The following is a 14543-nucleotide window of genomic DNA, read 5'->3' as shown; positions in this document are numbered from 1 at the left end:
ATGTCCTGCCTGTTACTTGCTTGCGCGCTTGAACGACCAGTTGACCGTCGCGCCGCCACTTTCCGTTTCGCCGCTGACGACGATCTGCGCCACGCTGCGATGCTTGCCGCTTTCGTCGACGAAGATGCTCTCGTCAACCGTCAGGCGGCCGCCGCGCACCTTCATCTGCCACACGCGTCCCGCCGCCAGTTTCACGAGCGCGCCCTTGCCGTCCGCGGTCGGCGTCGCCTCGACACCGGGCGCGAGGTGGAAGCGCACGTCGAACGGGATCGCCTTGCGGCGCCCGAGCAGCCGCGTGGCGCGCGCGGGTTCGAGCGCATCCTCGCCCCGAATATCGCGCCCGTCTGCGGCAAGGAAGATGCGGCGGCGGTGGATGACGCCGAAGCGCTTCGCATAGCCGTCGTGCGTCGCATCGAGCCAGCAGCCCTCCTCGCTTTCATGGCGCGTGACGACGACTTCGCCGACACCCTTGCCGAGCCCGCCGCCAACGAGCAGCCGTGTCGAATTGGTGTCGTTCACGATGAGCGTCGAATGCGCCGCCGTCGTCCGCAGCAGGCCTTCGAGCGCATCCGGAAGCGCCGCCGCCGCGCCGTCCGCGCCACCGCAGTTGATGACCATGCGCGCGTCGCCGTCCGACATCTCGAAGGCGAGCGTTCCGGCATGTGCGCCGCTGCCCACGTCCTTCGCGGGCGGCGGCCCCGCGTCGACGACGATCACCGTCTTGCCCGCGTCCATGCGCTGGAAGCCCGATGCTGCACCGTTCCGCGTCGGCCGCACATTGCCGCCGACGAGCGCGAGCGCCTTGGCGATCCGCTCCGGCGCGCAGACGTTGCCGCCGTGGATCGATGCGAGCCGCCCGTCACCGAGCAGCAAACCCTTCACGCCCGAAGACACCGTCTCGATCGCCTCGGCGACCACCTCGGAAAGCTCGGTCTTGCGCGCCTCGTAAAAGGCGCGGAGCGTCAGCAGCCGTTCGAGGAGCGCGAGCGCATCCGAAGGCCGCCGGCTGGCGACCCCGCCGCCCGGAAGCAGCACGTCTTCGAGCGCCTTCCGCAGTGCATTTTCCGCGCGCACAGTACGCGCTGCACCTTCCGGCAGGATCAGCCCCGCCGCGAGCAGGCCCGCAGCCGCCTCCACGCGCGGCATCCCCTCCGGCATCTTCTCGCACGCCCGGTCCACATGGCGTGCGGCGCGGGCGAGGTGGTTGAGCACGAGGCTGCGATAGATGGGCTCGCTGCGCGACAGGATATAGGGCGCATAGAGCGGCCAGAACATCAGCCGCCGCCCGGCGAGATCGGCGCGCCAAGCGAGTTCGTCATACTCGCGGTAGCTCGCAAGCCACGCCTCGACGACGAGTTCGGCAACGATCGCGCCTTTCTTGCGGTCGCTCGCCGCCGCAAGGTCGCGCAGCCATTCGAAACCGTGCACCCATTCGCGCCACGCGAGCGGTGCGCGTGCCGTCGCGAAATTGAGCGTGCGGACCGCCTCCGTATGCCCGCCGAAGCTGAGCTTGCCCGCTGCGATCTCGCGGCCCGCCGCGACATCGCCCACGATCGGGTCCGTCGTCACCGCAAGCAGTTTCAGCGGCGGACGCCCGCGCAGCTTGCGATTGTGGAGCGGCGTCGCATAGCCGATGCGGGCAAGCTTTTCGGAAAGGCGTGCACCGAGCGTCCGCGCCGCGCCGCGTCCGCGCGTCAGGCGCTGGCCGTCACGCCCGCCATCATCCCTGCCGCCCGCATCGCTCACGCCGCGCCGCCTCCCCTGAGGCGCGCGATGTTCGCCGCGTAGGCATCCGGGCCTCCCCGGAACGTCGCCGTGCCCGCAACGAGCACGTCCGCGCCCGCCGCGATGGCGCGCGGCGCGGTCACCATGTCGATGCCGCCGTCCACTTCGAGGTCGATGGTCTTGCCCGTCGCATCGATCAGCGTCCGGATCGCCTCGATCTTGCGGAGCTGGCTATCGATGAACGACTGCCCGCCGAAGCCGGGGTTCACGCTCATCACGAGCACGAGGTCCAGATCCTCGATCACATAATCGAGCACGCTGAGCGGCGTCGCGGGATTGAGCACGACGCCCGCCTTCTTGCCGAGCGCGCGAATGGTCTGGACCGTGCGGTGCAGGTGCGGCCCCGATTCGGGGTGCACGGAGAGAATGTCCGCACCCGCCGCCGCGAAGGCTTCAAGGAACGAATCGACCGGCGCGATCATCAGATGCACGTCGAAGGGCTTCGCCGTGTGCGGCCGCAGCGCCTTCACCACAGCGGGTCCGATCGTGATGTTTGGCACGAAATGCCCGTCCATCACGTCGACATGGATATAGTCCGCGCCCACCGCATCGATGCGCCGCACCTCGGCGCCGAGATCGGCAAAATCAGCGGAAAGGATGGAGGGCGCGATACGGACAGGCTGCTGCATGTGACCGGCTTTAACATCCCAAGCCGGGAGGTCAAATTCGCGGCTCAAACCCTCGCGATGCGCGCCATGAAAAACCCGTCGAGGCCCCCGTCCGCCGCAAGCTGGCCGGGCAACGTGCGCACGAAACCCTCCGAATTCGGCGTGATTCCGGCTGGGAGCCTATCCACATCCACCGGAAGCGCACGCGCCCACGGCGTCCGCGAGAGGAATCCCTGAACCTGCGACTCGCCTTCGTCGCGTTCCAGCGAACAGACGCAGTAGAGCATCCGCCCGCCGGGCTTCAGCATGTCGAACGCATGGTCCATCAGCGCCGCCTGCATCCGCACGAGTTCGCCGATCTGCCGCGCCGATTTCAGGTGCAGAACGTCGGGGTGGCGCCGGAAGATGCCGGTGCCCGAACAGGGCGCATCGAGCAGCACCGCATCGAGCGGCGCGGCCGGTTTCCACTTCAGCGCGTCGCCCGCGACCACCTCCGCCGAAAGCCCCGTGCGTTCCAGATTCTCCCGCACCCGCGCGATGCGATTTTCGGAAATGTCGAGCGCCGTCACCTGCGCGCCCGCTGCGGCAAGCTGCAGAGTCTTGCCGCCCGGCGCGGCACAAAGGTCGGCGATCATCTCTCCCGCCTTCGCGTCCAGCAGCCGCGCGGGCAGCGATGCTGCGAGATCCTGCACCCACCACGCGCCCTCTTCGAAGCCGGGCAGCTCCTCGATGCGCCCATGCCGCGCAAGCCGGACGTGGCCGGACATCAGCGACGTGCCGCCGAGCGCTTCCACCCACATCGCCGTCTCACCCGCATTGCGAAGCGTCAGGTCGAGCGGCGGCTCCGCGCCAAGCCCGACGGCAGCAGCCGCGATCACATCCTCGCCCCACGACGCCCCCCAGCGCACTGTCCACATGTCGGGCAGGCTCGGCGGAGACGGCAACGCGGCGCCCTGCTTCAGCAGCGTCGAAAGCACCCCGTGCGCAAGCCTGCGCGGCCCGCCTTCAAGCAGCGGCAGCGCCGTCGCGATCACCGCGTGCGGCGGCGTTTCAAGGAGAATCGTCTGGACGAGCGCCATGCGCAGCACCATGCGCGCGCGGGCATCGTCGGGCAGCGGCTTGCGCGTCGCGCCGTCGATCAGCGCATCGAGATCGGGGAGGTGCCTGAGCACGCCCGAAACGATCGCGCGCGCAAGGCCGCGATCGGCAGGCGCATCCAGCTTGCGAAAGGCGCGCTCGATCGAACGGTCGAGCGGCTCGCCGCGCCACAGCACCGCCTGCAAGAGCGCAAGCGCCGCCGCGCGCGCGGGTACGCCGGAAATCTGCTCCACGCTCAGCGGCGGCGCTTGAGCGGATCGAGCGCGCTCACCCGGCCACGCTCGGCAGCCTCGCGGATGCTCTGCGGCCGCGCGCCCTGCCCCATTTCCTGCGCGATGCGGCCGAGCGCCGCGACACGGTTTTCAGGGTTCGGGTGCGTCGAAAAGAGATTGTCCATGCCGCCGCCGATCAGCGGCTCGACGATGTAGAGCTGGGCGGCCGCCGGGTTCTTCTGCGCATAGGGATTGGGAATGCGCGCGGCACCCGCCGCGAGTTTCTGCAGCGCCGACGCAAGCTTCATCGGCTTGCCGCTGATCTCCGCACCCGCCCGATCCGCGCTATATTCGCGCGTGCGGCTGATCGCCATCTGCACCAGCATCGCGGCGAGCGGCGCCACGATCACCGCCGCGATGATCGCGAGCGGATTGCGGTTGTTGCCGCCCGCGAACAGCGCGAAATTACCGAGCATCGAGATCGCACCCGCCAGCGTCGCCGTCACCGTCATCAGCAGCGTGTCGCGGTTCTTCACGTGGCCGAGTTCATGCGCCATCACCGCCTCGATCTCGTCGCGGTCGAGAATGCGCAGCAGGCCGGTCGTTGCGGCAACGGCGGCATTTTCCGGATTGCGCCCCGTCGCGAAAGCGTTCGGCGCGTCGGTATCAATGATGAACACCTTCGGCATCGGCAGACCCGCGCGCTGCGCGAGGCTTTTCACGAGACCGACGAACTCCGGCGCGCTCCGCGCATCCACCTCGCGCGCGTTGTGCATCCGCAGCACCATCTTGTCCGCGTTCCAGATCGCGAACAGGTTCATGCCGCCGGAAATCAGAAGCGCGATCAGCGCACCGCCGCTGCCGCCGAGCATGTAGCCCAGCCCCATGAACAGCGCCGTCAGCGCCGCTAGCAGCATCACCGTCTTCATCTGACCCATAATCGCGCGAGGCTCCTTCGGTCCTCGCCTCATATTATCGGGATGCGCTCGCCTCGCTTCAAGAGTTTCCGCTGCCGAGGAAACTGCCGATGCGCTTGAAATAGCTCACCGGGAACAGCCGCGTCATGATGTCGATGAAGCGCGCGTCGCCGCCGATCAGCACGCGATGCTGGCGGCGCTCCATACCGCGGATGATCGTTTCTGCGGCCTCGGCGGGCGTCGTTCGCGCCGACTTTTCAAACTCGTCGCCGGAATCGAGCGCATTCGTCCGCCCGTCCATGCCCTTGATGAACTTGGCGTTGCGCGCAACGTTGGTCTTGATGCCGCCGGGATGCACGCGGATCACGTTGATGTGCGGATCGGTTTGCCCCAGCTCCAGATACAGCGCCTCGGTGAGCCCGCGCACCGCGTATTTGGAAGCGTTGTAGGCGGACTGCGTCGGATAGCCCATCATGCCGAACACCGACGAGATGTTCACAAGCCACGCATCGGAGGACTTGCGGAGGTGCGGGATCGCGTGGCGGCAGCCGTTCACGACCGCATTGAAATTCACTGCCATCACCCGGTCGAAATCCGCCTTCGGCGTGTCGGCGAACGGCGCCACCACCGAAAGCCCGGCGTTGTTGATGATACCGTCGAGCCCGCCGAATTCCGCTGCGGCGGCGTCGATCCAGCCTTTCAGCGCCGCCTCGTCGGTCACATCGAACGCCGCGCTCGTATGCGGATAGTTGCCGAGCATCCGTGCGGTCTCGGCGAGCCCGTCCGCATCCTTGTCGGAAAGCGCCAGCTTCGCGCCGCGCTTGGCAAGGCCGATCGCGAGCGCCCGCCCGATGCCGCTTCCGGCGCCCGTTACGGCAATGGCCCGACCTTCAAGGCTTTTCATGTCGTCCGCCTCCCCCTATCTCGCCTGCATGGTGCCGCGTCCCGCGCAAGGCGCACAGCTATGAATATGGTGGAAGAGCCCGATGGAAGAGAAGAAACCCGCGAAATCCGCAAAGCACGCGAAGCCCGATGAGGCGCCGAAGGTGAAGGAAGAAGGCGGCCCCGCCGGCCCCGACCCCGTGCGCTACGGTGACTGGGAAAGGAAAGGCATCGCCGTCGATTTCTGACGGCGATGCCTTTTTAGAAACGCCGCGGGCCGGGGGGCTGCGGCGTTTGGGGGAAGTTATGCGGTCTTGCGGCGACGGCGCGCAGCGAGCGCACCCACGACACCAAGACCGAACAGACCGATCATGCCCGGCTCGGGCAGGAAGATCATGCGCAGGTCGCCCCGCAGCATCGCGTAGATCTCGTCGAGATAGGCGGAGACGCGCGTGTCGCCCGACATCTCGCCGAAGCTCGAGTTGGTGCAGGCGCTCGAAAGCTCCGTGGCCACCGCGTCGACGCCCGGCGCATTCGAATCCGGATCGAGGAAGCCCGGGCCGCAGCCGTCATCAAACACGCCGCCGGTGATGCCGAACGAGGTGATGCCGGCGATCAGTCCCTCGATGAAAGTGGGACCACCCGAATCACCCGGAGAGCTGTTCGCTTCCGTGCGCACACCGTCGATCACGACGCCGGTATCATGCGCGAAGCAGAGCTCAAGGCCCCCGCAGAACCAACGGTCCACCGAACCGAACACATCATTCTCGTCGAGGCCACTGTCGAAATCGAACAACAGCACCCCGTCGCCGACATCGGAGAAGATGTCGCTGCCGAGCGCTTCGTAGATGTTGTTGCCCGCGCGCTTGTCGAAGTCGTCGGCCGCAGGCGTGATGCCGCGCGTGCCCGCAGTGCCTTCGCCCGTCGTGCCGAAGCCGACCTTGGTGTGGATCTCGCCGAGCTCGTCGGTGCCGGTGTAGACACCGTAGACTTCCTCGCCGTTCGACGCGGATTTCTTCAGCTTGATGAACGCAAGGTCGTGGTTCGGGAAGTCGAAGCTCGGGTGCACCCAGTAGCTGAAGGCTTCGTATTCGGCATCGAATGTCGTCCCCGCAAGACCGTTGCCCGCGCCGGTGCGGAAGCGGATGCGGTTGACATCGGGATCATCGAGACAGTGCGCCGCCGTGACGACGACATCCGCGGCGATGAACGTGCCGGTGCACAGGCTGATGAAGCCTGCCGCATCAAGCGAATCCGTGTTGATGATGAGCCCGCCGACGCCTGAAAAGGCACTTGCACCCACCTTGAACTGGGGGTCGTTGACCTGACTGGCGCTTGAAACCACCAGCTTCGGCTGAACCAACGCCTTGTTGTCCGCCATCGAAATCTTGGTGATGCCGCCCGCGAGCGCAGACGACGAAGCAACCAGCCCCAGCGCAATTGCAGAGGCTCCGACGAGAATGGATTTTTGCATTTTCCCACCCTGATACCAGAGACGCAAACCCCTCCCAGCAGGGGTACGCACGGCGTGCCGCGTGGCGGTCACGCAGATGGGGCAAGCCCAAGCAAGAGCCGCGCCACCTTGGCGGACTCCTGCAATATCATATGGTTAATATTCCGTTCAGGAAATCTTGTTGTTCGGATGTAAAATTTGCCGACAGGCGCCGACTCAAATGTCCTCGCTGCGCAGCGGGCGGGAGAGCAGTTCGGCGATCACCGTGTCCACCGATGCGCTGCCGTCGAGCAGGCTGCACACCGCGCGCGTGATCGGCATGTCGACGCCAAGCTCGTCCGCCGCCGCCTGCAGCACCGGCGCCGTGAACGCCCCTTCGGCCACCGTCAGCCGGTCGCTGAGCAGTTCCCCCGCACTCTTGCCCTCGCCGAGCCCGTGCCCGAGCGAGAAGTTGCGCGACTGCGTCGAGGAGCAGGTGAGCACCAGGTCGCCGAGCCCCGAAAGCCCGCGCATCGTTTCGGAGCGCGCGCCCTTGGCGATGCCGAAGCGAAGCATCTCGGCAAACCCCCGGCTGATCAGCGCCGCGCGCGCATTCTCGCCAAGCTTCCGTCCCACAACGACACCGCACGCGATCGCCAGCACGTTCTTGATCGCGCCGCCCACCTCCGCGCCAATCACGTCATCCGTCCAGTAAGGGCGGAAGCGCGGCGCCGCGATGCGCGCGATCAGCCGCTCGGCGAGCGCGCGGTCGGCGCACGCGAAAGTGATCGCGGTCGGCAGCCCCAACGCCACCTCGCGCGCGAACGTGGGTCCGGAAAGCACGGCAAGCGGCGCCTCCGGTAGCACCTCGGCGGCAACTTCGCCGACAAGCCTGCGCGTCGTCGCCTCGATGCCCTTGGCGCACAGCACGATCGGCGTATCCCGGTTCGGCACCCCGGCAAGCACGCTCCGCACATGCTGCGCGGGCGCCACCACGAGCAGCACGCCGCAATCGCCCAGCGCGCCAAGATCGCCCGTCGCGACAATCGCTTCGGAAAGCCGCACACCGGGCAGGAACAGACGGTTCTCGCGCGCGCCGTTGATATCCGCGACCACCTCGGGCTCGCGCGCCCACAGCACCACGTCGCCGCTTCCTGCGGCAACCTCGGCAAGCGCCGTGCCCCACGCGCCGCCACCGATCACGCCAACCTTCATGCCTTCACTCCTGCCCCGCGCACCGGCTCCGCTTCCGGGTCGAGCGGCCAGCGCGCGCGCGCCGGCACGTCGAGCGCGTCGGTATGCCCGGCGCGCAGTCGTTCGATCCCGGCCCACGCGATCATCGCCGCATTGTCCGTGCAGAGCGCGAGCGGCGGCGCGGTGAAACCGATGCCGTTCTCGTCAGCGAGGCGCTGCAGCGCTGCCCGGATCGCACCGTTCGCAGCGACGCCCCCCGCCACGACGAGCCGCGTCGCTTCCGGCATCCGCCCAAGTGCGATCCGCGTCCGGTCGACAAGGCAGTCGACGACCGCCTGCTGAAAACTCGCCGCAAGATCGGGCACCGATCCGCCGGCCGCGCGCAGCACGGCGCTTTTCAGTCCCGCGAACGAGAAATTGGAATCTCCGCTCCCGACGAGCGGACGCGGCAGCGACACCGCCTTCGGATTGCCCTCCCGCGCCGCGCGCTCCACAGCGGGACCGCCGGGAAAGCCCAACCCCAGGATCTTCGCCACCTTGTCGAACGCCTCGCCCGCCGCGTCGTCGATCGTCGTCGCGAGCCGCCGGTAGCGTCCGACGCCCTCCACGCCGAGCAGCTGGCAATGCCCGCCGGAGGTCAGCAGCAGCAGATAGGGAAACGCCAGCGTCGGATCGGCAAGCCGCGCCGAAAGCGCATGGCCTTCGAGGTGATTGACCGCCACGAGCGGCTTGCCGCTCGCCAGCGCCAGCGCCTTGCCGGTCACGAGCCCGACCATCACCCCGCCGATCAGCCCCGGCCCCGCCGTCGCGGCAACGGCATCGAGATCGTCGAACCCGATCCCCGCCTCGGCCATCACCGCCTCGACGAGCGGCGCCAGCCGGTCGACATGCGCGCGCGCCGCGATCTCGGGCACCACGCCGCCATAGGGGCGGTGCGCCTCCTCCTGCCCGGCGATGCGCTGGGCGAGAATATTGCGGTTTCCATCGACGAGCGCTGCCGCCGTTTCGTCGCAGCTCGATTCCAGACCCAGTACGATTTTGTGGGGAACGATCATATTGTCTCCGCGCTCGTAACTAGATACGCCGCCCCCCATGCACAAGGCTGAGCCCCTGAAACTCGGAACGCGCGGGTCGCCGCTCGCGCTCGTCCAGGCCCGCGCCGCCGCCGCCGCGCTCGTCGCCGCGCACGGCTGGAGCGAAGACAGCGTCGAGATCGTCCCGATCAAGACCACCGGCGACAAGGTGCAGGATCGTCCGCTCGCCGAGATCGGCGGCAAGGCGCTGTGGACCAAGGAGCTGGACCGCGCACTCCTCGACGGCGACATCGATTTCGCCGTCCACTCCGCGAAAGACATGGAGAGCATCCGCCCGGATACGATCGCGCTCGCCGCCGCGCTGCCCCGCGCCGACGTGCGCGAACGAATCATCGGCGTCTCCGGCCTTGATGCCCTGAAGCCGGAAATGCGTGTCGGCACCACCTCGCCGCGCCGTGCCGCGCAGCTTCTGGCGCGTGTCCCCGGCCTCGGCCTCGTGCCGTTCCGCGGCAATGTCGCAACGCGGCTTGCCCGCATCGATGCCGGCGAAGCCGACGCGACGCTGCTCGCCAGCGCCGGGCTCGCGCGGCTCGGGATGCACGATGTCGGCACGCCCATCCCGGTCGAAGCGATGCTCCCCGCGCCGGGGCAGGCGATCATCGCGATCGAGGCCCGCGCCGGCGACGACACCGTCCTCGCCTACCTCGCCGCCGTGAGCGACGCCGACGCGATGACAGCCCTCGTCGCCGAGCGCGCCTTCGCCGCGGCGCTCGGCGGCAGTTGCCACAGCCCCGTCGCCGCGCTTGCCGAGCGGGACGGCGCAGACTTCCGTCTTCGCGCCGAAATCCTCAGCACGGATGGGGGGGAACGCATCGCAGGAGAAACGCGTTTTTCGGAAATCGATGCGGCCGCTGCCGCTGAAAGCCTCGCAAAAACCATATTGAACCGGGCATCACCCGGTCTTCGGAGTCTCTTTGTCGCATGACTCGTGTTCTGATTACCCGCCCGCAGCCCGGCGCTGCTGAAACCGCTGACCGCCTCCGCGCGCTCGGCCACGAACCCGTGGTCGCCCCGCTGTTCGAGGTGAAGGCGAAGGAATGGTCGCCGCCCGCCGCCATGCCGGAGGCCGTCATGCTGACGAGCGCCGCCGCGGCGCGCGAAGGCGGCCCGGCGATGGCGACGTATCTGGGTCTGCCCTGCTTCTGCGTCGGCGCGCGTACCGCCGCAGCCGCGCAGGGCGCGGGCTTCACCGATATCCGCACGCCGGAAGTGCACGACGGCGGAGAGCTGCTCGCCGCCATCGCCGCGGCAGGCATCGGCGACATCCTGCATCTCTCCGGGATCGAAATCGCCACCTACGCGCCGCCTGCCGGTCTCAAGGTCGAACGCCGCGTCGTTTACGGCGCACACTTCCACAGCTGGTCCGAAGCGGAGCGCACGGCCGCACAGGCAGCGGACGTCGCGCTCATCTATTCGCCGCGCGGCGGAGAAGCCCTCGCCGCCGCGTTCGGCCCGCACCGCAAGGGGGTGCGCCTCTCGGCGATCAGCCGCAACGCCGCCACTGCCGCGGGCGACGGCTGGGCCGCCCGTGCAGTTGCGGCCTCGCCAGACGAGGATGCGCTGTTTGCGGCGGCCGGGCTGTTGTGCGAGAAGCAGGCGGACAAGGCACCGCTGACGAGGACTGGATGATCGACGACGAAGCCCGCGAAACACCGCGCCCGCGCAGCGCTGTGCCCTGGGTGCTGGTGGCTGGGCTGGTGCTCTTCGCGGCCGGGCTCCTCTTGAGCCCGTGGTTCGAAACGAACGTACGCACGCGCCTGCCCGGTGCGTTGCAGCGCCCCGATGTCGAATCGCTCGCCGTCCGCGTCGAGCGCGAAGCCGGTACGATCACCGCGCTCGAAGCCCGTGTCGCGGCGCTGGAAACACGCCCGGCGACGTCCGCGCCGCTCGGCGATGCCGCAACCACGCCTCGCGCGCTCAACGATCCCGTGCCGCTCGCGCTCGGTGGAGGCCCCAGCGCCGAGCGCCTTGCCCGGCTCGAAGCGCGCATCGAAGCGCTCGACCGTGGACAGGCACAGGCCTCGACACGCCTCGACAATGTTTCCGCCGAGCTCGCGGGCATCAACGTGAAGATCGAGCAGGTCGGCGGCAACGCCGCCCGCTCCATCGAAGCTGCCGCCGCCAGCGCCGAAAAGGCGCGCGGCGTGCTGCTGGTCACTGCCGCACGGCGCGCTGCAGAGCAGGGCCAGAGCCTCGCGGTGCTCGCCCCGGCGCTCCGCCGCCATTTCGCCGCCGCCGATGCCGATGCTGTCGAACGGCTGCTCACCGCGTCTCCCGGCGCGCCGACGCTCGCCGTGCTGCGCCGCCGGTTCGCGCAGATCCGCCCGCAGCTCGCCGAAAGCGCCGAACCCGAACAGGCGGATACGCTCTGGACGCAATTCAAGGCGGGCGTCGCCAGTCTCGTCCAGGTGCGCGAAAAGGGCGCTGCCGCGGCCCAGACCGCCAACGAGGCGCGGCTCGCCGATATGGCGACGCGGCTTTCGCAGGGCGATGTCGCTGGCGCGCTCCTTGCCATGCAGCGGCTTCCGGCCCGGACGCAGCAGCTCGCCCGGCAGTGGCGCATCTCGGCGGAAGCCTACGCGAACAGCTACGGCGCGCTCCAGCAGCTCGAAGCCTCCGTCCTTCTCGAAGATACCGACCTGCCGCTCACCGCGCCTGCAGCCGGGCAGCAGAAGCCGGCGCAGTCGCTATAACCGCGCGCACGATCCGAATTCTCGTGTTCGAATCACCCAGATCAACCCACGTTAAGACAGGCGGATGATGGAAGGCCTTATCGAACTGTTCCTGCAGCCGGCCACATGGGCGGCGCTGATCACACTGATCGCGATGGAAGTCGTGCTCGGCATCGACAACCTGATCTTCATCTCGATCCTCACGAACAAGCTGCCGGAAGGCCAGCGCGAGAAGGCGCGGCGCATCGGTATCGGCCTCGCGCTCATCATGCGCCTCGGCCTGCTTGCCACGGTCGCCTTCATCGTCACGCTGGTGAAGCCGGTCATCGAGCTTTTCGGGCAGGGCTTCTCGTGGCGCGACATCATCCTGATCGCCGGCGGCCTGTTCCTCGTGTGGAAAGCCACGAAGGAAATTCACCACAGCGTTGACCCGGGCCCCGCCGAGGGCGTGTTCGATACCAGCAAGGTGGTGATGAGCTTCGGAGCGGCGATCACGCAGATCATCCTGCTCGATCTCGTCTTCTCGATCGATTCGATCATCACCGCCGTCGGCATGACCGATCACGTGCCGATCATGGTCGTCGCCGTGATCGTTGCGGTCGCCTGTATGCTGCTCGCGGCGGACCCGCTCGCGAACTTCATCGACAGGAATCCCACCGTCGTGATGCTCGCGCTCGGCTTCCTGCTGATGATCGGCACCACGCTGATCGCCGAGGGCTTCGGCGCGCACGTGCCCAAGGGCTATATCTACGCGGCGATGGCCTTCTCGGTCCTGGTCGAGGTTTTGAACATGCTGTCGCGCCGTGCGAAACAGCGCCGCAAAGGAAATGGCGAGTGACCGCGTATCTTCACAAGGGCGATCTGCCCGCAGACGTCTTCGGCCCCGGCGCCATCGCCGTGGACTGCGAGGCGATGGGCCTCAACCAGCTGCGCGATCGGCTCTGCGTCGTGCAGCTTTCGGACGGCGGCGGAGACGAGCATCTCGTGCAGTTCCCGCTCGGCCAGTTCGATGCGCCGAACCTGAAGGCGGTGCTTACCGATCCGTCGCGGCTCAAGATCCTGCACTTTGCGCGTTTCGACGTCGCGCTCATCCAGCAGTATCTCGGCATCGTGATGGCGCCCGTGTGGTGCACCAAGATCGCGTCGAAGCTCATCCGCACCTACACGGATCGCCACGGCCTCAAGGACCTCGCGCGCGAGGTGATCGGGCAGGACATCTCCAAGCAGCAGCAGTCGTCGGACTGGGGCGCCGACACGCTCAGCGAGGCGCAGATCGAATACGCCGCGTCAGACGTGCGCTATCTGCACCGCATCAAGGCGATCCTCGAAGAACGGCTGGAGCGCGAAGGGCGCACGGCGCTTGCACAGGCCTGCTTCGATTTCCTGCCGACGCGCGCCGCGCTCGACCTTGCCGGCTGGGCCGACAAGGACATCTTCAGCCACGAAAGCTGAGCGGAAAAACGATGACGCAGGCCGCAGACGATCTTGCCAGCGACCGCCGCCGCTGGGCGATGCCCGGCAGCGCGTGGGATCGGCAGGTCGTCCTCCTGAAGCGCCTGCTGCCCGCGACCGCCGCGGTGATCCTGCTCGCCTGCCTGATCTGGCCGCTCACCGCGCAGCAGGAATTCAGCTTCATCCTGTCGCGCGACGCCGTCGAAAAGGCAGCCGAGCGCCTGCGCATGGAAGCCCCGATGTATCGCGGCGAAGACAGCAAGGGCCGCCCGTTCAGCATCCTCGCGGACGAGGCCGTGCAGCGTACCTCGAACACGCCGGTGGTGGAGCTGAAGCGCATCGAGGCGCGCCTCACGATGCAGGAAGGCATCGCCACCGTCACCGCGCCGAGCGGCCGCTACGATCTCGAAGCGGAAAAGCTCAATGTCCTCGGCCCGGTCGTCTTCCACCGCCCGGATGGATACGTGCTGCAAACCGGAGACGTCGCGGTAAGCCTGCCGACACGCACCGTCACGAGCGTCGGGCGCGTCAGCGGCCGTATGCCGCTCGGCTCGTTTTCCGCCTCTCGCCTCGATGCCGACATGGAAACGCGCGTTGTCACCTTGTCAGGCGGCGTGAAAATGCGGATTACGCAGCGATGATCCGCTCCGCCCTTCTCCTCGCTGCCGCTGCAGCGCTTACCCTCCCCCTCGCCGCCTCGGCGCAGAGCGGCTTCGGCAGCTCGGCATTGAAGGGCCACGACACGCGCGCGCCCATCGATATCGATGCCGCGCGCATCGAGGTGCGCGATCGCGATTCGCAGGCGATCTTCTCGGGCGCGGTGCGCGTCGTGCAGGGGAGCATGACGCTGAACGCGGCAACGATGCGCGTGTTCTATGAAAACGCCACTGGCGGCAATCTCGCGATCAACCGGCTCGATGCCGAAGGCGGAGTCCAGCTTGTCAGCCCCAGCGAGCGCGTGAGTTCGCGCCTCGGCATCTACGACGTCCAGACCCGCCAGATCACCTTTGTCGGCGGCGTCGTGCTCAATCGTGGCGACAGCGTGCTGCGCGGCGAGCGGCTGGTCATCGACCTTGAAAACGGCCGTTCGACGCTCGACGGCTCGGCAAGCTCGACCGACGGCGGACCCCGCGTCACCGGCCGTTTCGTGGTGCCCCCGCGCAATACGCAGTAACCGCCCGCGCGATCCTTTTTATG

The 14543-nt window shown here is 67.9% G+C and carries 16 protein-coding genes; 8 read left to right on the top strand and 8 right to left on the bottom strand.

Features of this window, described 5'->3' with window-relative positions; genetic code table 11:
* Window positions 1–12 precede the first annotated feature (12 nt).
* Genes ACFQ00_RS08345 through ACFQ00_RS08325 form a run of 5 tightly spaced genes read right to left on the bottom strand, consistent with a single transcriptional unit; the run spans window position 13 to window position 5524 of the window.
* Window positions 13–1746, bottom strand: coding sequence for a heparinase II/III family protein (locus ACFQ00_RS08345; RefSeq protein WP_381488924.1), 1734 nt, complete (start codon window positions 1744–1746; stop codon window positions 13–15).
* Window positions 1743–2414 (bottom strand): ribulose-phosphate 3-epimerase, encoded by a 672-nt coding sequence (rpe, locus tag ACFQ00_RS08340; protein WP_381488920.1) that lies wholly within the window; start codon window positions 2412–2414, stop codon window positions 1743–1745. The genes ACFQ00_RS08345 and rpe overlap by 4 nt, the downstream gene beginning before the upstream one ends.
* Window positions 2415–2458: 44 nt before the next feature.
* A complete protein-coding gene (locus ACFQ00_RS08335; RefSeq protein WP_381488917.1) occupies window positions 2459–3724 on the bottom strand; it encodes an RsmB/NOP family class I SAM-dependent RNA methyltransferase in 1266 nt (421 codons plus the stop codon).
* A 2-nt stretch (window positions 3725–3726) separates the two neighbouring features.
* The gene (gene htpX, locus ACFQ00_RS08330; protein ID WP_381488915.1) at window positions 3727–4641 is read right to left on the bottom strand and encodes a zinc metalloprotease HtpX; all 915 of its coding nucleotides are present in this window, start codon (window positions 4639–4641) and stop codon (window positions 3727–3729) included.
* Window positions 4642–4699: 58 nt separating this feature from the next.
* Window positions 4700–5524 carry an SDR family NAD(P)-dependent oxidoreductase gene (locus tag ACFQ00_RS08325; protein ID WP_381488912.1) on the bottom strand — a complete coding sequence of 275 codons (825 nt, stop codon included), beginning with the start codon at window positions 5522–5524 and terminating at the stop codon, window positions 4700–4702.
* A gap of 82 nt (window positions 5525–5606) precedes the next feature.
* Here ACFQ00_RS08325 and ACFQ00_RS08320 point away from each other — a divergent pair, with 82 nt between their 5' ends.
* Window positions 5607–5750, top strand: coding sequence for a DUF1674 domain-containing protein (locus ACFQ00_RS08320; RefSeq protein ID WP_381488909.1), 144 nt, complete (start codon window positions 5607–5609; stop codon window positions 5748–5750).
* 56 nt (window positions 5751–5806) lie between these two features.
* On the opposite strand, the gene ACFQ00_RS08315 is transcribed toward ACFQ00_RS08320, so the two are convergent.
* From ACFQ00_RS08315 to tsaD, 3 genes are all read right to left on the bottom strand, one after another.
* Window positions 5807–6976, bottom strand: a complete 1170-nt coding sequence (locus ACFQ00_RS08315) for a trypsin-like serine protease (protein ID WP_381488906.1) — start codon at window positions 6974–6976, stop codon at window positions 5807–5809.
* Between the two features lie 195 nt (window positions 6977–7171).
* Window positions 7172–8149 (bottom strand): NAD(P)H-dependent glycerol-3-phosphate dehydrogenase, encoded by a 978-nt coding sequence (locus ACFQ00_RS08310; RefSeq protein ID WP_381488903.1) that lies wholly within the window; start codon window positions 8147–8149, stop codon window positions 7172–7174.
* Entirely contained in the window at window positions 8146–9183 is a 1038-nt protein-coding gene (gene tsaD, locus ACFQ00_RS08305) for a tRNA (adenosine(37)-N6)-threonylcarbamoyltransferase complex transferase subunit TsaD (protein WP_381488900.1), read from the bottom strand. The genes ACFQ00_RS08310 and tsaD overlap by 4 nt, the downstream gene beginning before the upstream one ends.
* A 37-nt stretch (window positions 9184–9220) precedes the next feature.
* Here tsaD and hemC point away from each other — a divergent pair, with 37 nt between their 5' ends.
* The 7 genes from hemC (at window position 9221) to ACFQ00_RS08270 (ending at window position 14520) form a co-directional block, all read left to right on the top strand.
* On the top strand, window positions 9221–10147 hold the full coding sequence (hemC, locus tag ACFQ00_RS08300; protein ID WP_381488897.1) for a hydroxymethylbilane synthase: 927 nt from the start codon (window positions 9221–9223) through the stop codon (window positions 10145–10147).
* The gene (locus ACFQ00_RS08295; protein ID WP_381488893.1) at window positions 10144–10851 is read left to right on the top strand and encodes a uroporphyrinogen-III synthase; all 708 of its coding nucleotides are present in this window, start codon (window positions 10144–10146) and stop codon (window positions 10849–10851) included. Before hemC ends, ACFQ00_RS08295 begins: the two co-directional genes overlap by 4 nt.
* Window positions 10848–11915, top strand: coding sequence for a COG4223 family protein (locus ACFQ00_RS08290; protein ID WP_381488890.1), 1068 nt, complete (start codon window positions 10848–10850; stop codon window positions 11913–11915). The genes ACFQ00_RS08295 and ACFQ00_RS08290 overlap by 4 nt, the downstream gene beginning before the upstream one ends.
* A gap of 67 nt (window positions 11916–11982) precedes the next feature.
* A complete protein-coding gene (locus ACFQ00_RS08285) occupies window positions 11983–12732 on the top strand; it encodes a TerC family protein (protein ID WP_381490854.1) in 750 nt (249 codons plus the stop codon).
* Window positions 12729–13346, top strand: coding sequence for a ribonuclease D (locus ACFQ00_RS08280; protein ID WP_381488887.1), 618 nt, complete (start codon window positions 12729–12731; stop codon window positions 13344–13346). Before ACFQ00_RS08285 ends, ACFQ00_RS08280 begins: the two co-directional genes overlap by 4 nt.
* Window positions 13347–13357: 11 nt before the next feature.
* Entirely contained in the window at window positions 13358–13987 is a 630-nt protein-coding gene (lptC, locus tag ACFQ00_RS08275) for an LPS export ABC transporter periplasmic protein LptC (RefSeq protein ID WP_381488885.1), read from the top strand.
* Window positions 13984–14520, top strand: a complete 537-nt coding sequence (locus tag ACFQ00_RS08270; protein ID WP_381488883.1) for an LptA/OstA family protein — start codon at window positions 13984–13986, stop codon at window positions 14518–14520. The genes lptC and ACFQ00_RS08270 overlap by 4 nt, the downstream gene beginning before the upstream one ends.
* Window positions 14521–14543: the final 23 nt, after the last annotated feature.

This window comes from Sphingosinicella xenopeptidilytica, from assembly GCF_042676985.1.
In the GTDB taxonomy this organism is placed as follows: Bacteria; Pseudomonadota; Alphaproteobacteria; order Sphingomonadales; family Sphingomonadaceae; genus Sphingosinicella; species Sphingosinicella xenopeptidilytica.
The sequence above is the reverse complement of the archived record's forward strand: the minus strand, read 5'-3'. Positions and strand labels throughout refer to the sequence as shown.